This is a genomic window from Streptomyces rishiriensis (genome assembly GCF_003112535.1).
Classification (GTDB): domain Bacteria; phylum Actinomycetota; class Actinomycetes; order Streptomycetales; family Streptomycetaceae; genus Streptomyces; species Streptomyces rishiriensis.
On the sequence record NZ_BEWA01000028.1, the window covers coordinates 19,493 to 39,350 of the forward strand.

Annotated in this window: 19 protein-coding genes; 11 read left to right on the top strand and 8 right to left on the bottom strand. The window is 71.9% G+C overall.

Going from position 1 to position 19,858, the window contains the following annotated elements; genetic code table 11:
• Positions 1-128: 128 nt before the first annotated feature.
• The 3 genes from Sri02f_RS36375 to hemB all read left to right on the top strand — a co-directional run bounded on the left by Sri02f_RS36375 (position 129) and on the right by hemB (position 2,574).
• Entirely contained in the window at positions 129-1,145 is a 1,017-nt protein-coding gene (locus Sri02f_RS36375; protein ID WP_109005581.1) for a helix-turn-helix domain-containing protein, read from the top strand.
• Positions 1,146-1,212: 67 nt separating this feature from the next.
• The gene (locus Sri02f_RS36380; RefSeq protein ID WP_109005582.1) at positions 1,213-1,527 is read left to right on the top strand and encodes a hypothetical protein; all 315 of its coding nucleotides are present in this window, start codon (positions 1,213-1,215) and stop codon (positions 1,525-1,527) included.
• 54 nt (positions 1,528-1,581) lie between these two features.
• Positions 1,582-2,574: a porphobilinogen synthase gene (gene hemB / locus Sri02f_RS36385; protein WP_109005583.1), complete on the top strand. Its 993-nt coding sequence runs from the start codon at positions 1,582-1,584 to the stop codon at positions 2,572-2,574.
• 59 nt (positions 2,575-2,633) lie between these two features.
• Here hemB and Sri02f_RS36390 read toward each other — a convergent pair whose 3' ends face one another.
• Positions 2,634-2,870, bottom strand: coding sequence for a hypothetical protein (locus tag Sri02f_RS36390; RefSeq protein ID WP_109005584.1), 237 nt, complete (start codon positions 2,868-2,870; stop codon positions 2,634-2,636).
• A gap of 224 nt (positions 2,871-3,094) precedes the next feature.
• Here Sri02f_RS36390 and Sri02f_RS36395 point away from each other — a divergent pair, with 224 nt between their 5' ends.
• Positions 3,095-4,369 (top strand): aminotransferase-like domain-containing protein, encoded by a 1,275-nt coding sequence (locus tag Sri02f_RS36395; RefSeq protein ID WP_109005585.1) that lies wholly within the window; start codon positions 3,095-3,097, stop codon positions 4,367-4,369.
• An 18-nt stretch (positions 4,370-4,387) separates the two neighbouring features.
• Here the strand turns inward: Sri02f_RS36395 and Sri02f_RS36400 are convergent, their stop codons facing one another.
• Both Sri02f_RS36400 and argS read right to left on the bottom strand, forming a co-directional pair.
• The gene (locus tag Sri02f_RS36400) at positions 4,388-5,203 is read right to left on the bottom strand and encodes a DUF4253 domain-containing protein (protein ID WP_109005586.1); all 816 of its coding nucleotides are present in this window, start codon (positions 5,201-5,203) and stop codon (positions 4,388-4,390) included.
• Positions 5,204-5,346: 143 nt separating this feature from the next.
• A complete protein-coding gene (gene argS, locus Sri02f_RS36405) occupies positions 5,347-7,113 on the bottom strand; it encodes an arginine--tRNA ligase (RefSeq protein ID WP_109005587.1) in 1,767 nt (588 codons plus the stop codon).
• Between the two features lie 139 nt (positions 7,114-7,252).
• Here argS and lysS point away from each other — a divergent pair, with 139 nt between their 5' ends.
• Entirely contained in the window at positions 7,253-8,992 is a 1,740-nt protein-coding gene (gene lysS / locus Sri02f_RS36410) for a lysine--tRNA ligase (RefSeq protein ID WP_109005588.1), read from the top strand.
• Positions 8,993-9,181: 189 nt separating this feature from the next.
• Here lysS and Sri02f_RS36415 read toward each other — a convergent pair whose 3' ends face one another.
• The 3 genes from Sri02f_RS36415 to Sri02f_RS36425 all read right to left on the bottom strand — a co-directional run bounded on the left by Sri02f_RS36415 (position 9,182) and on the right by Sri02f_RS36425 (position 12,612).
• The gene (locus tag Sri02f_RS36415; RefSeq protein ID WP_109005589.1) at positions 9,182-10,555 is read right to left on the bottom strand and encodes a DUF2637 domain-containing protein; all 1,374 of its coding nucleotides are present in this window, start codon (positions 10,553-10,555) and stop codon (positions 9,182-9,184) included.
• A gap of 76 nt (positions 10,556-10,631) precedes the next feature.
• Positions 10,632-11,624 (bottom strand): DUF3558 domain-containing protein, encoded by a 993-nt coding sequence (locus Sri02f_RS36420; RefSeq protein WP_109005590.1) that lies wholly within the window; start codon positions 11,622-11,624, stop codon positions 10,632-10,634.
• 118 nt (positions 11,625-11,742) lie between these two features.
• A complete protein-coding gene (locus Sri02f_RS36425) occupies positions 11,743-12,612 on the bottom strand; it encodes a hypothetical protein (protein ID WP_109005591.1) in 870 nt (289 codons plus the stop codon).
• Between the two features lie 204 nt (positions 12,613-12,816).
• On the opposite strand from Sri02f_RS36425, the gene Sri02f_RS36430 reads away from it, so the two are divergent.
• The gene (locus tag Sri02f_RS36430; protein ID WP_109005592.1) at positions 12,817-14,010 is read left to right on the top strand and encodes an RtcB family protein; all 1,194 of its coding nucleotides are present in this window, start codon (positions 12,817-12,819) and stop codon (positions 14,008-14,010) included.
• Positions 14,011-14,073: 63 nt separating this feature from the next.
• Here the strand turns inward: Sri02f_RS36430 and Sri02f_RS36435 are convergent, their stop codons facing one another.
• Positions 14,074-15,330: a GNAT family N-acetyltransferase gene (locus Sri02f_RS36435; RefSeq protein ID WP_109005593.1), complete on the bottom strand. Its 1,257-nt coding sequence runs from the start codon at positions 15,328-15,330 to the stop codon at positions 14,074-14,076.
• A 196-nt stretch (positions 15,331-15,526) separates the two neighbouring features.
• Here Sri02f_RS36435 and Sri02f_RS36440 point away from each other — a divergent pair, with 196 nt between their 5' ends.
• Together Sri02f_RS36440 and Sri02f_RS36445 are read left to right on the top strand one after the other, a co-directional pair.
• Entirely contained in the window at positions 15,527-15,796 is a 270-nt protein-coding gene (locus Sri02f_RS36440; protein ID WP_109005594.1) for a hypothetical protein, read from the top strand.
• Positions 15,784-16,101: a hypothetical protein gene (locus Sri02f_RS36445; protein WP_109005595.1), complete on the top strand. Its 318-nt coding sequence runs from the start codon at positions 15,784-15,786 to the stop codon at positions 16,099-16,101. The genes Sri02f_RS36440 and Sri02f_RS36445 overlap by 13 nt, the downstream gene beginning before the upstream one ends.
• Positions 16,102-16,117: 16 nt before the next feature.
• Here Sri02f_RS36445 and Sri02f_RS36450 read toward each other — a convergent pair whose 3' ends face one another.
• A complete protein-coding gene (locus Sri02f_RS36450) occupies positions 16,118-16,894 on the bottom strand; it encodes an SDR family NAD(P)-dependent oxidoreductase (RefSeq protein WP_109005596.1) in 777 nt (258 codons plus the stop codon).
• A 363-nt stretch (positions 16,895-17,257) separates the two neighbouring features.
• Here Sri02f_RS36450 and Sri02f_RS36455 point away from each other — a divergent pair, with 363 nt between their 5' ends.
• The 3 genes from Sri02f_RS36455 to Sri02f_RS36465 are packed head-to-tail and all read left to right on the top strand — an operon-like array spanning position 17,258 to position 19,677.
• A complete protein-coding gene (locus tag Sri02f_RS36455) occupies positions 17,258-17,731 on the top strand; it encodes a MarR family winged helix-turn-helix transcriptional regulator (RefSeq protein WP_109005597.1) in 474 nt (157 codons plus the stop codon).
• Between the two features lie 6 nt (positions 17,732-17,737).
• Positions 17,738-18,763 (top strand): permease, encoded by a 1,026-nt coding sequence (locus tag Sri02f_RS36460; protein WP_109005598.1) that lies wholly within the window; start codon positions 17,738-17,740, stop codon positions 18,761-18,763.
• On the top strand, positions 18,760-19,677 hold the full coding sequence (locus Sri02f_RS36465; protein WP_109005599.1) for a TIGR03943 family putative permease subunit: 918 nt from the start codon (positions 18,760-18,762) through the stop codon (positions 19,675-19,677). The genes Sri02f_RS36460 and Sri02f_RS36465 overlap by 4 nt, the downstream gene beginning before the upstream one ends.
• Positions 19,678-19,858: the final 181 nt, after the last annotated feature.

Sequence of the window (19,858 nt, forward strand, 5' to 3'; positions counted from 1 at the left end):
GGCTGGCGTAGGGGTCGTCCCGCCGTGCACGCTCGGCACGAACGACCCCACACATAAATCGGCCCCCGCCGGGACTGCAATTCCCAGTGCGAGGGCCTGACCATCCAGGAAGAGAGCAAGTCTTCCCCATGGCTGCCACGAAGCCTATCGCTGCCCCGGGCCCGACGTCGGGCGTTCGGCGGAACGCCACCCGCTCCGGTGTCACCCACGTACGTGCGTACCAGTCGAGCCATTACACGATCATCGGCAACCACCTCGCCCAGCACCGGGCGTTGTCCCTGGTCGCGATCGGACTGGCCGTCCACACCCTGTCGCTGCCGCAGGGCGCTCCCGTCGACATCCGCAGCCTCGCCGACCGCTTCCCGGAAGGGCGGGACCGTATCGCCTTCGGGCTGCGGGAGCTGGAGGCGCACGGCTATCTGGAGCGGGTGAGGGAACGCACGGACGGGGGCCGTTTCGTCACACGGACGTACGCCCACAACGCTCCGGCGCTCACCCGGAGGCGGGCGGAGGCGGCCGAGGTACAGGAGGAGCCGGCCGTTCCCGCCGTAACCGTCGCGTCCATCACCCCGGTCGTGTCCGTGGCCCCTGCCGTGCCGGTCACGACCGTGGACGCCGTAGGGGTCGAGGCGGCAGGCGACCCCGTCGCCGAAGAGGCTCCTTCGCCGCCGTCCGACGTCTCTGAGCGGGAACCGCTCATGAGCGGGCACCGCGACAAGGCCTTCGCCCTGCTCGCGGGCCTGCGCCGCATCGACGACCGCTTCACGCTCTCCCGGAAGGACGTGGAGAGCCTCACGCCCGCCGTCGTCGGCTGGTTCGACAACGGCGCCTCCCGGGCCGCCGTGATCCACGCCATGACCGCCGACGTTCCCGTCCTTTTGAAGTCTCCCGCCGGATTCCTCGCCCACCGGCTCCGGGAAGGTCTCCCGCCGCCCCTGTCGGCGCTTCCGCCGTACGCCGATCTTCCCGGTGACCCGCCAACCGCCGCCGCGTCGATCCCGCCGAACCCCTGGTCGGATCCATGGACTGACTGCGAAGGCGGCTGCACGCGCGTATTCCGGGAGTCCGCGCCCGTCAAGTGCTGTCGGGACTGCCGTGCGCGCAGAGTGGCAGCGTCTTTGAAGTCGCCGGTTCGCACCGTCTGAGTTTCGCGCAGCCGCAATCGCAGCCACCGGTCCCCGACTCCCCTCCCCCCCCCCGAGGAGACAACCCATGCCCGAGGACACGAGCCACTCCGCCTACGCGCGCGTGTACAGAGTCCTGCTCGACGCGGCCGACGACCTCGAGACCTTGAAGCAGGAGGGCGCGGAGGTCGGCGTGGAGCCCCACGCCGGTGCCGCGCTGATGGCGGTCAGGCTCGCCGCGGCCGTGCTGTTCCCCGCCGTGCCCTGTCAGACTCCGCCCTGGTCCCAGGACACCGACCGGTTGCTGGACCTGTGCGTCAACTGGCGTGACGCGGCCTTCGAGGTGGGTGAGTTCGCGCCGGAGGCCGACCTGCGTCTCGTGCAGGGCGGAGAGGACCGGTGAGGGCCGACGGGGCGTCGGCAAAGGGGCTGCCGGGGCGGGCGTAGCGTAGGAGCCATGTCGAAGTACGGATCCTTTCCCGGTACGCGTCCTCGGCGGCTGCGCACCACCCCCGTGATGCGGCGCATGGTCGCGGAGACCCGGCTGCACCCGGCCGACTTCATCCTCCCCGCGTTCGTGCGGGAGGACGTGAGCGAGCCGGTGCCGATCCAGGCCATGCCGGGCGTCGTCCAGCACACGCGGGACAGTCTGAAGAAGGCCGCGCTGGAGGCCGTCGAGGCCGGGATCTCCGGGATCATGCTGTTCGGCGTGCCCGAGGAGTCCAAGAAGGACGCGCTGGGGACGCAGGGGACCGACCCGGACGGCATCCTCCAGGTCGCCATCCGCGACGTGCGCGCCGAGGTCGGGGACGACCTCCTCGTCATGTCCGACCTGTGCCTGGACGAGACCGCCTCTCACGGGCACTGCGGCGTGCTGGACGACCAAGGGCGCGTCGACAACGACGCCACCCTGGAGCGGTACGCCGAGATGGCGCAGGTGCAGGCCGACGCCGGAGCCCATGTGGTGGGGCCCAGCGGGATGATGGACGGGCAGATCGGGGTCATCCGGGACGCGCTCGACCAGATCGGGCGCGAGGACGTGGCGATCCTCGCCTACACCGCCAAGTACTCCTCCGCGTTCTACGGGCCGTTCCGCGAGGCCGTCGGGTCCTCGCTCAAGGGCGACCGCAAGACCTACCAGCAGGACCCGGCCAACTTCCGAGAGTCGATGCGCGAGCTCGCGCTCGACCTGGAGGAGGGCGCGGACATGGTCATGGTCAAGCCGGCCGGCCCCTACCTCGACATCCTCGCCCGGGTCGCCGACGCCGTGGACGTGCCGGTCGTCGCGTACCAGATCTCCGGCGAGTACTCGATGGTCGAGGCGGCCGCCGAGAAGGGCTGGGTCGACCGCGACCGGGCGATCTTCGAGACGCTGACCGGCATCAAGCGGGCCGGGGCGCGGAGCATCCTCACCTACTGGGCCACCGAGGCGGCCCAAAAGCTGCGGTAGCGCGCGGGCCGACGCCGACGCCGGCACTGTTCCGCACGGGCGGCGACGGCGGTCCCCGGCTACGCGTGCGTGTGCGCAGGCTTCGCGGCGGCGCCGGTCAGGGTGCCGGCCCTCGACGGGCCCTCGTCGCGCAGGCCCTGCCCGTCGTGGCAAGCGGTGAGGGCGAGCACCGCGACGAGGGTCAGCGCGGCGCCCGCGAGCAGACGGGCCCTGCTCCGGACACCGCGGCGGACACCACCGCGGACGGGGCGGGTGGGCAGAGCGAGGAGAGCGGCGGGAGTGGGGCGCGTGGACATGGGGCAAGCCTGTGTCGTGCAGCCGCCCTCCTTCCACAGTCCTCGGGAAAGCCGGGACGACCTGCCGGTCCCATAGCCTCTGACCTGTGGAAACAGTGGCCTCGTGGGACGCTGTTCGGGACGCGGCACGGGACGGCCGCCCGGTCGGGGAGCCGCCCGCCGGAGCGATGTCCACATGCCGAAAAGGCCGGTGTACACACCATCCATGTCTCTAGGGTGCGGTCATGACGCCCGCATCCGCACCCACGCCCGCGCCCGCCTCCCCGCCCTCAGACGCGCCCGCAGCCGCCTCCCCGTCCGCAGGCGCGCCCGCATCCGCGCTCCCGCCGCTCGCCGCCCGCGCCCGGTCGGTCGGCGGCTCGCCCGTGCGGGACATCCTCGCCGTCACCGCCCGCCCCGGGGTGATCAACTTCGCGGGCGGGCTGCCCGCGCCGGAGCTGTTCGACCGCGAGGGCGTCGCCGCCGCGTTCCGGCACGTGCTGGAGGAGGCCCCGGCCCGCGCCCTGCAGTACTCCACCACCGAGGGCGCACCGGTGCTGCGGGAGCGGCTGGCCACGCGGACGACGGCCCGCGGACTGCCCACCAACGCCGACGACCTCCTCGTCACCACGGGTTCCCAGCAGGCGCTGTCCCTGCTGGCGACCGCTCTCCTCGACCCCGGCGACACCGTCCTCGTCGAGGAGCCCTGCTACCTGGCCGCCCTGCAGGTCTTCGGCCTTGCGGGAGCGAGGGTCCTCGCCGTGCCCGGAGACGCGGACGGCCCGGACCCCGAGGCACTCGCGGACCTGGTGGTCCGTGAGCGGCCCAAGCTCCTCTACACCGTCCCCACCTTCCAGAACCCCACCGGCCGTACCCTCCCCGCCGAGCGCCGCGCCGCCGTCGCCCGCGTCGCCGCCCGGCACGGGCTGTGGATCGTCGAGGACGATCCCTACGGCGAACTCCGCTATGAGGGGGAGCGCGTCCCCTGGATCGCCGCCCACCCCGACGCCGGCGACCGCACGGTGCTGCTCGGCTCCTTCTCCAAGGTCATGGCTCCCGGGATCCGGCTGGGCTGGCTGCGGGCTCCCGCCCCGCTGCGGCGGGCCTGCGCGATCGCCAAACAGGCCGCCGACCTGCACACGCCGACCGTCAACCAGCTCGCCGCCGCCCGCTACCTCGCCGTCCAGGACCTCGACGCGCACGTCACGCGGGTGGCGGCCGTCTACCGGGAGCGACGGGACGCCATGCTGGCGGGGCTGGGCGAGGCGCTGCCGGACGGCTCGGTGTGGAACCGGCCCGAGGGCGGCATGTTCCTCTGGGCCCGCCTCCCCGAGCGGTACGACACCACGGCCCTGCTCCCGCAGGTCGTCGCCCAGGACGTGGCGTACGTCCCCGGCGCGCCCTTCTACGCCGGCGAGCCCGACCGCCGGGCGCTGCGGCTGTGCTTCGTGACGCAGACGCCGCAGGAGATCGCGGAGGGGCTGCGCCGGCTGGGCCGGAGCCTCGGGGACCTCAGGTAGCAACCGGTGGGCCGGCGGTCAGTCCCACCAGAAGGACCAGACCGGCTCGTCGACCAGCTCCTCGGCGTAGGCGCGCAGGGTGTCCGGGCCGTTCTGGGCGACGGTGTCCGGGCAGAACGCGAAGTGCTCCGCCGCCACCCACTCGGCCTCGGCCGGAGTGGCCGGCGGAGCCGCGACCGACACGACCAGGGTGTCGAAGCCGAGCGCCACCACGCGTATCCCGAAGCGGTCCTCCCAGGAGCGCAGCACCGTGCAGAGACGGGCGACGTCGTCCTCGTAGTTCAGCGGTCCGGTCCAGCCGATCGCCGCCGGTATGTCGGCGGACCGGCGCGCCGGGACCAGGGCGAGGTGCGGCTCCTTCAACCACGCCCGGGAGCCGTCCGTCAGGGAGTCCGCGACCTGGCCCGCGCGGGCGTCCGGAGTCGCGGTCGGGGAGGCGGCGGGCGCGAGGCCGGGCCATTCGGGGCCGAACGGCTCGATCCCTTCGGCCAGTTCCTCCTCCGCGCCGTCCTCCCAGTACTCCGCCAGGACCTCGTCGGCGTCGTGATCCCCCGGGTACGACGTCTCGCCGGGCGTCAACTCCCAGTCCGCGGGCCCGCCCTGGGCGCCGCCCATGTCCACGAGCACCGGAAGCAGCCCCGCCCGGGCGGCTTGCGCCCCCATGGCCTGCCACGTGCCGGGCGAGGCCACCTTCTCCGCATGCCAGAGCAACGGCTCGTGCCACGGCCCCTCGTCGGTGGTGTCGATGAGTCTCCCGGGCGGGAGCCGCAGCCCCAGGGTGCGGCCGCTCGGATCGGTCGTCAGCTTGGGCAGCGGATTGGGAAGTGTCGCCATGCCGGTGACTCTAGAGGCAGGGTCTGACAGCGGGGCCCGGTCCTGTCCGGCGTCCGGCGTCCGCGTGAACGGCCGGGGCCCCGTCCCGCTCCGGGAGGAGCAGGACGGGGCCCCGGGTGCGCGTGGTCTCGTGGCCGCCCGGATCAGAGCCGCTCGGGCGTCCTGATGCCCAGCAGCGCCATGCCCCGCCGCAGCGTCCGGGCCGTGAGATCGACCAGGAGCAGCCGGTTCTCCACGACCTCGGGCGCGTTGTCGGGCGACAGCACGTGGCACTGGTCGTAGAACGTCGTCAGGTGCGAGGCGAGCTGGTACAGGTAGGCCGCCAGCTTGTGCGGGGCGTACTCCGCGGCCGCCTCCGCCACCGTCTCGCCGAACTGATCCAGGTGCAGGCCCAACGCCCGCTCCGCCGGGGCCAGTTCCAACTCCGGGTGAGCGACCGGACGGGCCTCGCCGGCCTTGCGCAGGATCGACTGGACACGCGCGTACGCGTACTGCAGGTACACGGAGGTGTCGCCGTTCAGCGACACCATCTGGTCCAGGTCGAACTTGTAGTCGCGGACCGCGGACGTCGACAGGTCGGCGTACTTCACCGCGCCGATGCCCACGTACCTGCCGTTCTCCTCGATCTCCTGCTCGGACAGGCCGACCTTCTCGGCCTTGTCCCGGACCACGGCCGTCGCCCGGTCCACCGCCTCGTCGAGGAGGTCGACCAGCTTGACGGTCTCGCCCTCACGCGTCTTGAACGGCTTGCCGTCCTTGCCGAGGACCGTGCCGAAGGCGAGCTGGTGCGCCTTGACCTGGTCGTTCAGCCAGCCGGCCCGCCGCGCCGTCTCGAAGACCATCTTGAAGTGCAGCGACTGCCGGGCGTCGACGACGTAGAGCAGCGTGCTCGCCTTGATGTCGAAGACACGGTCGCGGATCGCCGAGAGGTCCGTCGCCGCGTAGCCGTAGCCGCCGTCGGACTTCTGCACGATCAGCGGGACCGGGTTGCCGTCCGGGCCCTTGACGTCCTCGAAGAACACGCACAGCGCGCCCTCCGAGCGGACGGCCACGCCCGACTCCTCCAGCAGCCGGCAGGTCTCCGCCAGCATGTCGTTGTAAGCCGACTCGCCGACGATGTCCGCGTCCCGGATCTCCATGTCCAGCTTCTCGAAGACGGAGAAGAAGTAGATCTTCGACTCGTCGACGAACTTCTGCCAGATGGCCAGGGTGTGCGGGTCGCCCGCCTGGAGGTCGACCACCCGGCGACGGGCCCGGGTCTTGAACTCCTCGTCCGCGTCGAACAGCTTGCGCGCGGCCTTGTAGAGGCGGTCCAGGTTGGACATCGCCTCCTCGCCGCTGACCTGGGTGTCCTTGTGGTCCAGCTCGTGCGGGTGCTCGTCCAGATACTGGATGAGCATGCCGAACTGGGTGCCCCAGTCGCCGATGTGGTGGCGACGGACCACGCTCTCGCCGGTGAACTCCAGCATCCGCACCGTCGCGTCGCCGATGACCGCCGACCGCAGGTGGCCGACGTGCATCTCCTTCGCCACGTTCGGCTGGGCGTAGTCGATGACCGTCGTGCCCGGCTGCGGGGACCGGGGCACGCCCAGCCGCTCCGTGTCCGCGTACCGCGCCGCGAGGTTCTCGGTGATCGCCCGGTCGGTGATCGTGACGTTCAGGAAGCCGGGGCCCGAGACCTCGATCTCCTTGATCACGTCACCGGCCACCACGTTCGCCACGACCTGCGTCGCCAGCTCCCGCGGGTTCGCCTTCGCCTTCTTGGCCAGCGCGAGGATGCCGTTGGCCTGGAAGTCGGCCCGGTCGCTTCGTCGCAGCAGCGGGTCCGCGGAGGCCTCCGGAAGGGTGGCGGAGATGGCGGACGACAGGTGCTGCTCGACGGAGTGACTGAGGGACGTGACCGAGGCCATAGGAGTGGGTGCCGTTCTCCTCGTGGGTGGGTTGGGCACGGCCAGTATCCCATGGGGGGTAAAGCGGTTTTCCCGGGCGCGGGGCCGTCTGGGACAATGGAGCGCACTTCAAACCCGGAAGCCTTCAGAACAAGAGGACGTGCCGATCGTGGGGCAGAGCACCGAGACCACCGACTGGGTCTCCCGTTTCGCGGACGAGGTCATCGAGGAGTCGGAGCGTCGGGCCCCCGGGAAACCGGTCGTCGTCGCGTCCGGGCTCTCCCCGTCCGGCCCCATCCACCTCGGCAACCTGCGCGAGGTCATGACCCCGCACCTCGTCGCCGACGAGATCCGCCGCCGCGGCCGCCAGGTCCGCCACCTGATCTCCTGGGACGACTACGACCGTTACCGCAAGGTCCCCCAGGGCATCGCCGGCGTCGACAAGTCCTGGGCCGAGCACATCGGCAAGCCGCTGACGTCCGTCCCGGCCCCGCACGGCTCGGCGCACCCGAACTGGGCCGAGCACTTCAAGGCCGCGATGGTCGAGTCGCTGGCCGAGCTCGGCGTGGAGTTCGACGGCATCAGCCAGACCGCGCAGTACACCACCGGCGTCTACCGCGAGCAGATCCTGCACGCCGTCAGGCACCGCGGCGACATCGACGCGATCCTCGACCAGTACCGCACCAAGAAGGCCCCGGCGAAGCAGCAGCAGAAGCCCCTCGACGAGGCCGAGCTGGAGGCCGCCGAGGGCTCGGGTGCGGCCGCCGAGGACGACGGCTCGTCCGGCACCGCCGGCTACTTCCCGTACAAGCCCTACTGCGGCAACTGCGAGAAGGACCTCACCACGGTCACCTCGTACGTCGACGACAGCACCGAGCTGTCGTACACCTGCACCGCCTGCGGCTTCGCCGAGACCGTCCGGCTGAACGAGTTCAACCGCGGCAAGCTGGTCTGGAAGGTCGACTGGCCGATGCGCTGGGCGTACGAGGGCGTCGTCTTCGAGCCGTCCGGCGTCGACCACTCGTCGCCCGGGTCCAGCTTCCAGGTCGGCGGACAGATCGTCGGCATCTTCGGCGGCAAGCAGCCCATCGGACCGATGTACGCCTTCGTCGGCATCAGCGGCATGGCGAAGATGTCCTCGTCCAAGGGCGGGGTGCCCACCCCCGGCGACGCGCTGAAGATCATGGAGCCGCAGATCCTGCGCTGGCTCTACGCCCGCCGCCGCCCCAACCAGTCCTTCAAGATCGCCTTCGACCAGGAGATCCAGCGGCTCTACGACGAGTGGGACAAGCTGGACGCCAAGGTCGCCGAGGGCTCCGCGCTCCCGGCCGACGTCGCCGCGCACTCCCGCGCGGTGGGCACCGCGGGCGGTGAGCTGCCGCGCACGCCGCGGCCGCTGCCGTACCGCACCCTCGCCTCCGTCGCCGACATCACCGCCGGGGAGGCCGAGCAGGCGCTGCGGATCCTCAGCGAGCTCGACCCCGAGAACCCGATCGCGGCACTGGACGAGGCCCGGCCCCGGTACGACAAGGCCGAGGCCTGGATCAACAACCACGTCCCCGCCGACCAGCGCACCATCGTGCGCGAGGAGCCGGACACCGACCTGCTGAAGTCCCTCGACGAGGCCTCCCAGCAGTCCCTGCGGCTGCTGCTCGACGGGCTCGCCGAGCACTGGTCGCTGGACGGGCTGACGCACCTGGTCTACGGCGTTCCGAAGGTGCAGGCGGGGTTCGCCGCCGACGCCACGCCCAAGGAGCTGCCGCCGGAGATCAAGACCGCCCAGCGGACCTTCTTCGCGCTGCTCTACCACCTGCTCGTCGGCCGCGACACCGGCCCGCGCCTGCCCACGCTGCTGCTCGCGGTGGGACAGGACCGGGTGCGGGCCCTGCTCGGGGAGTAGACAGGACGCACGCGAAGGGGCCCTCGTACCGCTGGTCGGTACGAGGGCCCCTTCACGCGTTCCGGCCCGCCTCGGCGGGGATCCGCTCCGCCCGGGCGCGCTCCGGTTCCGCCTTCGCGTGTTCCGGTCCGTCCAAGAGATCCGCTGTGCCCGTCGACCACCGATCCGGACACCGCGTCCGTCAGGCCTCTAGGCGATGTGGTCGTCCTGCAGTTCCGCCGTGTGGCGGTTGGTGAAGCGGTTGACCATGCGGTCGGCCTCGCGCTGCGGGAGCATCACGCCGTACGTCGCCTCCACGTCGTTCCTGAGCTGGCCCGACGTGGGGTAGCTGCCGTCTATCGACTTCTTGAAGACCAGGTAGTAGTCGTCCTCGGTCGGCTCCGGGCTGCCGCCGCCCTCGCCGAGCTCACGGCTGCGGCCCGGCACCACCGGGATGGGGAACGAACCGGTCTCCTCCGGCGAGGGCTCCTGCGCCGGCGGCTCCTCCTGGTACTGGTCCGCGTACTGCTCGGCCCGCTGCTGCTCCTCGTACCACTGGGCGTACTGCTCCGAGGGGTCGTAGGTGGGGTCGTAACCCCCCTGGTACTGCACCTCGAGCGGCGACTGGAACCAGGGGTTCTGGTCGTCCTCCGGGGGCACGGGCGGCTGCACGGCCTGCGGGACCTGCTGACCCTGCGCCTGCTGAGCCGTCCCCACGCCCTGCCCCTGCCGGCCCTGCTGTGCCTGCTGTGCCTGCTGCTGGGGCTCTTGCCGCAGCTGTTGCTGCACGGGAGCCGCCGCCAGCTCCTGCAGCTCCTGGGGAGGCGCGAGGGCCGCCCCCTGGGACCGGTCCTGCGCCTGCGCCTGCAGCGGCATGGGGGGCAGCAGTGCGGGTTCTATGCCCGCCGCCGACAGACCCGCCGGGGCCGTCTCCGCCAGCGGGACGCCGTAACGGGCCAGCCGCAGCGGCATCAGCGACTCCACCGGAGCCTTGCGACGCCACGCCCGGCCGAAGCGGGAACGCAGCCTCGCCTGGTAGACGAGACGTTCCTGCTCCAGCTTGATCACCTGATCGTACGAGCGCAGCTCCCACAGCTTCATCCGGCGCCAGAGCAGGAACGTGGGCAACGGCGAGAGCAGCCAGCGCGTGATGCGCACGCCCTCCATGTGCTTGTCCGCCGTGATGTCCGCGATCCGGCCGATCGCGTGCCGGGCGGCCTCGACGGCCACCACGAACAGGATCGGGATCACCGCGTGCATGCCCGTGCCCAGCGGATCCGGCCAGGCCGCCGCCCCGTTGAAGGCGATCGTCGCGGCCGTCAGCAGCCACGCCGTCTGCCGCAGCAGCGGGAAGGGGATGCGGATCCACGTCAGCAGCAGATCCAGGGCCAGCAGGACGCAGATGCCCGCGTCGATGCCGATCGGGAACACATAGGAGAAGTTGCCGAAGCCCTTCTCGATGGCCAGTTCCCGGACGGCGGCGTACGAACCGGCGAAGCCGATGCCGGCGATGATCACGGCGCCGGTCACGACCACGCCGATGAGAACGCGGTGCATCCGGGTCAGCTGTATTGGCGCGGCCACCCGCACTCCCCTCCCCTTGCGTGTTCTTGCGCGCAACAGGGTGGCACATGTGTGCGGCGCACGCTGTGCCGGACCGTCAGCTCTTCGCGGACGCGGACGCCTTCGGAGCCGCCGCGTCCGCCTTGGACGCCGACGCCGACGGAGCCGTCGAGGGGGCCGCCGACGACGAGGCGGAAGGCTTCGCCTTCGCCGACGACGAGGGCGACTGCGAGGGGGCCGGGGCGGTGCCCGAGTCCGAACTCCCGCCGCCGCCCGCACCGTTGGCCGACCGCACCGCGGCCACCGCCTCCTTGGCCGCCTTCTCCGCAGCCGTCGTCAGAGCGTCCGCGGCGGGCGTCTTGTCCCCCGCCAGACCGGCGCCGTTGTAGTCCAGCGTGACGACGACGTTCTCCACCCGCGCCACGACCGTCTGCTGCTTGAAAGCGCCTTCGGCCTTCTTCAGGTCGTACCGGACCAGCGTCGCCTCGTCGCCCGTCCCCGCGGCCGGCGTCGCCTTCGTGTTCTTCGCGCCGGCCACCGCCTGCGCGTCCTTGACCTGCTTCGCGTAGTACGTCCTCGCCTGCGACGCGCCGTCGCCCGTGGTCGCGTCCGACTCGAAGCGCAGCAACGACACGTTCAGCCAGCGGAACTGCGACCCCTTCACGCCGTTGTTGGCCAGGCTCGACCACGAGCAGCTCGCCCGCGCGCCCGTGTCGCTGGACGTGCCCTCCTTGCCGGCGGCCGCCCCCTTCGGCACCAGCTCGGTCAGCGTCTTCTTCGACACCACCGCACAGGCCTCCGGCAGCGTCTTGTACGCCGCCGGCTGCACGGACGGCGCGGCGCTCGCCGCCGAGTCCGTGCCCGTGCCGCCGGTCGCGGCCGTGTCCTGCGCCTTGTCACCGGAGCCGGAGCCGGAGTCCGAGCCGGAGTCCGACGAGCAGCCCGCGGCGATCAGCATCACCGGGACGGCAACCGCCGCGGCGAGGAGGCGGTTCAGACCTCCGGCACGCCTCGCTCGCTCGTCACGCTGCTCACGCTGGTCAAACTGGCCGTCTCGCTGGGCTCGTCGCTGCATGGTTCCTTCACTCATGACGCTCGTGGTTCCTGCGGTCGGATCGGGTCCGAGGGGCCACGGTACGCGGTGAAGAAGCTGTGCGGTTCCGGTTCGAGGCCTTCGCGGACCGGGTGCGAACGAGGCCGAAGTGGCCTCAGGCGGACAGGGAGTCGACCAGCTGCGCGGCCAGTTTCCGGGCCTTGTCCTGCATTTCCTCACTGTCCGGCGTCACGCCGACGGTCGCCGACTGCTCCTCGTACTCGATGGTCACGATGACGTTGGACGTGCGGAACGCCACAGTCACCGTCCGCTGCTTGGCCGTCGAACCGGAACTGCCGAGCACGTCGTCGACGAACGCCTCGTCGCCCAGATCGTCCAGCAGCCGGGGTTGCAGGTCGGCCGACGTCGCAGTGGACGAGGCCGAGGCCGAGCCAGAGGCCGAGGCCGGGGCCGAAGGGGTGGAAGAGGCGGAGGCGGAGGCGGAGAGGGGGGTAGGCGCCGAGGACGGGGGACTCGCGCTGGTGGACGGGGAGGCGGAACCCGTCGCGGACCCGGCCGTCGCCGACGCGGCCGGCGCCGGCAGGTCGGCCGCCGTCACCTTGCGGGCGAACAGCGCCTCGGCCTGGTTGTCGTCGCTCACCGCGTTGTCGTAGGAGACGACCCGCTCGAAGTCCACGAGGAGATGGTCGGTGGCGTCCGCGGACTCCACCTTCCAACGGCAGCCCACCTTGCGGTCCGTGTCGTACGTCAGCGTCGCCTCGCCCGCGTAGGCCGTCTCGCGCTGCGTCTCGTCGGGAAGCTGCTTGACGCCGGGGAGGAGCGCGTCGAGCGTGGACCGGCTCACCACGCCGCACGCCTCCGGCAGTGTGGTGTACCGGCCGGGCTGCGCGGCTGCGGAGGCGGTGCCGGCCTGGCCCGGATTGGAGTCGTCCGTCGAACCGCCGTCGTCCGAACCGCCGGTGCAGCCGGCCAGCAGCGCGGCGAGGAGCGCCACGGCGCCGGGTACGTACGCCTTCCGCTGCACGGTCGGCTCCTCTCGACGGTCACTTCAGGATCTTCGGGCCGGTGTCCGCGCTGGTTATTCGCTTGCCGGACGGGGGCGGCCCCTGCAGACAATGTGTATCGCACGCGACACCGTGGATGCCGGTCCGTCGTCCCTTTTCGACGACCTTGGCACCGGTTTTGCGGCTTGATACTTCTGTAGTGGTTCCGGGGGAATGAGGGCGTTATGTCGTACGTGGAGATGCCGGGCGCGAAGGTACCCATCCGCATGTGGGCCGACCCGGGGTCGGTCGAGGAGGGGGCGCTGCAGCAACTGCGCAACGTCGCGACGCTGCCCTGGATCAAGGGCCTGGCGGTCATGCCGGACGTCCACTACGGCAAGGGCGCGACGGTCGGCTCGGTCATCGCGATGCAGGGAGCGGTGTGTCCCGCGGCGGTGGGGGTCGACATCGGGTGCGGGATGTCGGCGGTGAAGACGTCGCTGACCGCGAACGACCTGCCCGGCGACCTGTCCCGGCTGCGCTCGAAGATCGAGCAGGCGATCCCGGTGGGACGGGGCATGCACGACGCCCCGGTCGAACCGGGCCGCTTCCACGGGCTGGCCACCGGGGGGTGGGACGACTTCTGGGGGCGGTTCGCCGGGGTTGCCGAAGCGGTCAAATTCCGTGCAGAACGCGCCGCCAAACAAATGGGAACGCTCGGATCCGGCAACCACTTCGTCGAAGTGTGCACGGATACGACCGGTTCTGTTTGGTTGATGCTGCATTCCGGTTCCCGCAACATCGGCAAGGAACTCGCGGAGTTCCACATCGGGGTGGCGCAGAAGCTGCCGCACAACCAGGGTCTGGTCGACCGCGACCTCGCCGTCTTCGTCGCGGACACCCCGCAGATGGCGGCCTACCGCAACGACCTGTTCTGGGCGCAGGAGTATGCCAAGTACAACCGCACCCTGATGATGGCGCTCCTGAAGGACGTGGTCCGCAAGGAGTTCAGGAAGGCGAAGCCGTCCTTCGAGCAGGAGATCAGCGCGCACCACAACTACGTCGCCGAGGAGCGCTACGAGGGAATGGACCTGCTCGTGACCCGCAAGGGCGCGATCCGCGCGGGCTCCGGCGAGTACGGCATCATCCCGGGTTCGATGGGCACGGGCTCGTACATCGTGAAGGGTCTCGGCAACGAGAAGGCGTTCAACTCCGCCTCGCACGGCGCGGGTCGGCGCATGAGCCGCAGCGCCGCCAAGCGTCGCTTCTCCACGAAGGACCTGGAGGACCAGACGCGGGGCGTGGAGTGCCGCAAGGACTCCGGCGTGGTGGACGAGATCCCGGGCGCGTACAAGCCGATCGAGCAGGTCATCGACCGGCAGCGGGACCTGGTGGAGGTCGTCGCGAAGCTGAAGCAGGTCGTCTGCGTGAAGGGCTGAGGGCGGGCCTGACGGAAAGGTTCCTGACGGGCGGGCCCCCGAGACCGGGGGCCCGCCCGGCGTTCAGCCGAGGTGTTTCTGCAGCAGGGTCACCGCGTAGGGGCTGCCCGGGCCGCCCTGTTTGGCTCGTTGTTCGCCGACGACCGTGTAGCCCGCCGACTCGTAGTAGGCGCGCAGGCGGAGGTTGGCGGAGAGGCAGTCCAGGCGGGCGTAGGGGCGGCCGGTCGCGGCGATGCGGGACTCGGCCTGTGCCAGCATCCTGCGGCCCGTTCCGGGCGGGGCGGTGTGCGGGGTCGTCATCAGGCGGTGGATGTAGCCGGCGTCCGGCGGGCGGGGGCCCCAGGCCGCCGGGTCGTCCCACCAGAGTTCGAAGGCGCCGGCCGGCGCCGTGTCCGTGTGCGCCAGCCAGACCTCACCCTCGCGCATCCGGTCGAGGAAGTGGGCCTCGTCCTTCTCGCCGGGCCGCCACTGCTCGATGCCCCGGGCCAGCTGCCACAGGGCCGCCGTGTCGCGCAGGCGGACCAGGAGCGGGGCGTCCTCGGGAGTGGCTCTGCGGTAGACCGGCTCCGGCCAGGCGGTGGGGAGGGGTTCCAGGAGCCGGGCGCGCAGGGCGGCGGTCAGGCTCTCCGCGTCGAGGCCCAGGGCGTGCGTCACATACGCCTCGACGGAGCCGTGGCGGGCGCGCAGGGCCCGCAGGAACAGGCGCATCGCCGCCTCGGGGGCGCGGCCGAAGGCCGGCCAGGCCGGGGAGCGGCCGTCGTGGCGGGCCCGCCAGTCCTCCAGCAGGGCCCGGGTCGCCAGTTCGGTCAGGGTGAAGTCCTCGATGATCGTCTCGTCCGGGACGCCGAGGAGGGCGAGGATCAGGGCCGCGAGCTGACCGGTGCGGTCCTTGCCGGAGGCGCAGTGGAACACCAGGCCGCCTTGCGCCTCGGCCACCAGGCGCAGCGCCGCGGCGATCTCCTTCGTGCCGTCCTCGGCCACCTCCAGATAGCGGGCGCTGAGGTAGGGGCCGGGCTCCACGTCCGGCGTCGCGGCGGCTTGGTCGTAGGGACGGTGCTCGATGCTGAGGTTGTGGTAGGCGAAGGAGTCGTGCTGCGGGATCCGGCCCGCGGACTCGGCCTCCCAGGGGTGGCGCAGGTCCACGACCGTGCCGATGCCCAGGGCGAGGAAGCGGTCCCAGTCGGGGGTGCCCGGTGTCAGTCTGCCGAGGGAGTCCGCGCGGAACAGGAGGCCCGGGCGGATCCGGTGGCCGGTTCCGGCCGGGTAGCCGCCCAGGTCGCGGAAGTTGTGCAGGGTCTCGAACGGTATGTGTCTGTCCACGAGCAGGACCTTAGGGGAGCCGGGAGCGGGAACCGGGCGGGCCGTCGCGCTGTCTTCAGCTGAGCGGTCGAGCGCGCTCGAACGGCGATGCGAGGACCGGGCGCGGGGACGCGCAGGGACACACAGGGACACACAGGGATACACGGGGACACGGACACGGGGGTCTGCGATGGATCGTGGGCGGAGAAGAGTACGGATGGCCGTCTGGGGCGCGGGGCTGACGCTGCTGGCCGTCGGCGCGCTGGCCGGCTGTTCCGACGAGTACAACGACGAGCGGGGCAAGGGGGACGCTCCCGTGCAGGGGAAGGCGGGGGACGACACTCCCGCCGAGGTGTTCAACATGCCCGACGGGTTCGGGAACCTGGCCACGAAGTGCGTCGGGCACGGGTTCCGGGCGTATGTGACGACCAATGCGACGGGTCCGTCCAACGTGCAGATCGTCGAGGACAAGTCGTGCGGCGGCTGACGGCCGTCGGCGCCGCGCTCGCCCTCGCCGTGCTGCTCGGCGGGTGTTCGCAGAAGTACTACGACGAGCGGGGGAAGGCCGACGCCCCGGTGGCGGGGAGGGCGGGGGACGACACTCCCGCCGAGGTCCACAACTTCCCGGACGGGTTCGGGAACCTCGCCACGAAGTGCGTCGGGCCCGGGAAGCGGGGCTATGCGACGACCCGGGACGTCCACGCGGAGCGGGACGACGGCGGCGACACCGAGATCGTGATCATCCCGGCGAACGCCGTCGTCGTCGACGACCCGGGCTGCACGGGGCCGTAGGCGGGTCGGTCGTCCCTCACCCTTCGCGGTGGATCTTGGTGTTGGACGCCTGGGCGCGGGGGCGCAGGACGAGGAGGTCGACGTTGACATGGCTGGGGCGGGTGACGGCCCAGGCGATGGTCTCGGCCACGTCGGAGGCCGTGAGGGGTTCGGCGACGCCTTCGTAGACCTTGGCCGCGCGGTCCTCGTCGCCGCCGAAGCGGGTGAGCGCGAACTCGTCGGTCTTGACCATGCCGGGGGCGATCTCGATGACGCGGACCGGGCGGCCGACGATCTCCAGGCGGAGCGTCTCGGCCAGGACGTGGGCGCCGTGCTTGGCGGCGACGTAGCCCGCGCCGCCCTCGTACGTGCCGTGACCGGCGGTGGAGGAGACGACGACCACGGTGCCGTCGCCGCTCGCGTCGAGCTTGGGCAGGAGGGCCTGGGTGACGTTGAGGGTGCCGAGGACGTTCGTCTCGTACATGGTGCGCCAGTCGGCGGGGTCGCCGGTGGCGACGGGGTCGGCGCCGAGCGCGCCGCCCGCGTTGTTGACCAGCACGCCGATCGTCTTGAAGGCCGTCGCGAACTCGTCGACCGCGGCACGGTCCGTCACGTCCAGCTGGTAGGCGGCCGCCGAGCCGCCCGCCCGCGTGATCTCCTCGGCGAGTGCCTCGATGCGGTCCTTGCGGCGGGCCGTGAGGACGACCCGGTAGCCGGCCGCGGCGAGTTGCCGTGCGGTGGCGGCGCCGATCCCGCTGCTCGCACCGGTGACGACGGCGATGCGGGAGGCGGCGGACGGTGCGGCGGTGGCCATGAGCTGCTCCTCGGACGGGGCGGGTCGGTGCCGCCAGGATAGGCGGGCGGGGCGACGGGCCGGCCGGTGGTCTCGTCCAGTGGGCGGGCGCAGGGGACGGGGACGGTCCGTCCTCGGGGTTCTCAGGGGGCGCCGGGGTTCTCGGGGTCCTCGGCGCCCGGGGGGATCGTGGCGTCCCCGGGGTTCTCGGGGTCCTCGGGGGTTGTCACCTGACGGGGGGCCTCGTGGGGTGACCGTGATCGGTCCAACGACCGGCGGCAGGTGCTGGACACCGGCGACGCCTACTCCTTCTGAACCCTCGTGTGTCCGGTGCGTCGTACGATGCGCGGACGGCGCTGACGGAGGCGCCGACTAAGGGGTGCGATGTCCGGGAACGTGCGGTCGCGGCTGCTGGACGAGCTGTCCGTGGTCTCCCGCCGGTACATGGCCGCCTACGCCCTGTTCAACCAGGCGCTCGCCGACCGTCTCGGGCTGCATCCCACGGACCTGCAGTGTCTGAACCTGCTGGTGCTGGAGCGCGAGCCGGTGACGACGGGCCGGGTCGCCGAGCTGACGGGGCTGACCACCGGGTCGGCGACCCGGCTGGTGGACCGGCTGGAGAAGGCGGGCTATGTGGTCCGGGAGCGCGACGACGCGGACCGGCGGCGGGTGCTGGTGGCGACGGTGCCGGAGCGGGCCGCGGAGTTCAAGCGGATGTGGGAGCGGCTGGGCGGCGACTGGATGCCGCTCTTCGAGGATCTCGCGGACGCCGAACTCGCCGTGATCGTCCGGCACATGCGGCGGACCGTGGAGTTCGGGGCGGAGCAGGTCGTGCGATTGCGGGAAGGCCGGGTCTAGGGGCGGATGCAGGAGACGGAGATACGGCCGTCCGCGGTGGCGGCCGACGGAGCGCGGGGCGCCGGTGCGGGGCGCGGGCTGCCGCGGCACTGGCCGCTGATGCTGCTGGGCGCGGCGGTGGCGCCGGGCGCGGTGCTGGTGCTCGTCGGGCGGACGCTCGAGGTGCCCGCGGTGCAGGCGTGGCGGACGGTGTGTCTGGCGGTGACCGTGCAGGCGCTGCCGTTCCTGTTGCTGGGCACGGCTCTGTCGGGGGCGATCAACGCGTTCGTGCCGGCGAGCGTCTTCAGCCGGCTGCTGCCGAAGCGGGCGGCGCTGGCGGTGCCGGTGGCGGGGGTGGCGGGGGTGGTGCTGCCGGGGTGCGAGTGCGCGTCGGTGCCGGTGGCGAGCAGCCTGATCGGGCGGGGGGTGACCCCGGCCGCGGCGTTCGCGTTCCTGCTCTCCGCGCCCGCCGTGAACCCGGTGGTGCTGACGGCGACGGCGGTGGCGTTTCCCGGCAGCCCGGAGATGGTGCTGGCCCGCCTCGTGGCCTCGCTGGTGACGGCGGCGGCGATGGGCTGGCTGTGGCTGTGGCTGGGCCGGGAGGAGTGGTTGCGGCCGGTGGTGCGGCACTCCGGGCACCGGCCGGGGCACAGCCGCTGGACGGAGTTCCGGCGCGGTTTCCAGCACGACTTCCTGCACGCCGGGGGCTTTCTGGTGGTGGGGGCGATGGCGGCGGCGACCTTCAACGTGGCGGTGCCGCGGTCGGTGCTGGACACGTTCTCCGGTTCGCCGTGGCTGTCGGTGCTGTTCCTGGCGGCGCTGGCGATCGTGCTGGCGGTGTGCAGCGAGGCGGACGCCTTCGTGGCGGCGTCGCTCAGCGGGTTCTCGCCGGTGGCGCGGCTCGCGTTCATGGTGGTGGGCCCGATGGTCGACCTGAAGCTGATCGCCCTGCAGGCGGGGACATTCGGGCGGGCCTTCGCGGTGCGGTTCTCGGCGGCCACGGCGGTGGTCGCGGTGGTGTGCAGCGCGGTGATCGGAGGGGTGCTGCTGTGAAGCGGTTCGCGCAGGTGGGGCTGTTGGTGCTCGCGGGTCTCGGGTTGCTGCACACCTCGCTCTTCACGGACGAGTACCTGCGGTTCGTGAAGGCGGGGATGCGGCCGCTTCTGATCGCGTCGGGGGTGCTGCTGATCGGGCTGGGAGCGGCGGAGGCCTGGCCCGGCCGTCGCCCCGGCGGCGGGGACGCGCACGGCCACGATGAGGATCACGGCCCCGGTCACGGTCGCGATCGTGCAGACGATCACGGCCGCGCCGAAGCGCATGCCGACGCGCATGCCGACGCGCAGGCCTACGGCGACGGCGGCCGGCACGAAGGCGATGGCCATGGCCATGGCCATGGCGATGGCCGCGACGACGGCGTGCGCGTCGGCGATGGCGATGGCGGCCACGGGCATGATCACTCCCGGGTGCCGCGGGTCGCCTGGCTGCTGTTCCTGCCGGTGCTGAGCCTGCTGTTCTACGCCCCGCCCGCGCTCGGCTCGTACACCGCGTCCCGGGAGCCGGCCAAGGTCGTCGCGGTGCAGGAGGACGCCTTCGATCCGCTGCCGGCTACCTCGCCGCTTCCGATCACGCTCACCGAGTTCACCCAGCGCGTGCAGCAGGACCGTTCGCGGGCGATCAAGGGGCGCACGGTCCGGATGACCGGGTTCGTGACGTCCGCCGACGGGGACGGCTGGTATCTCACCCGCATCGTCATCAGCTGCTGTGCGGCGGACTCGACCACGCTGAAGGTGCGGGTGTACGGGCCGGCGGCGCCGAAGGCCGACACATGGGTGACCGTCGAGGGGACCTGGCATCCGGGCGGGGCGCTGGGGACGTCGTCGGCGGAGGTGGCGGTGGACGCGCGAGGTGTGACGAAGGTGGACAAGCCGTCCAACGCGTACATGGACGCCGTGCCGCTCGCCTCCTAAGAGGCGTTCCGGGCCTCGGTGTCGTCCCGGTCGTAGCGTTCGCGGGCCGCGTGGACCTCGTCACGGGGGCGGTCGGCGGTTATGCCGTCCAGCTCGTCGCGTGGCAGGGCGTGAAGGTCGCCGCCCTGTCCGGGCGCAGGACGAAGGAGTTCGCGGGACCGGGACAGGGACAGGGACCGGG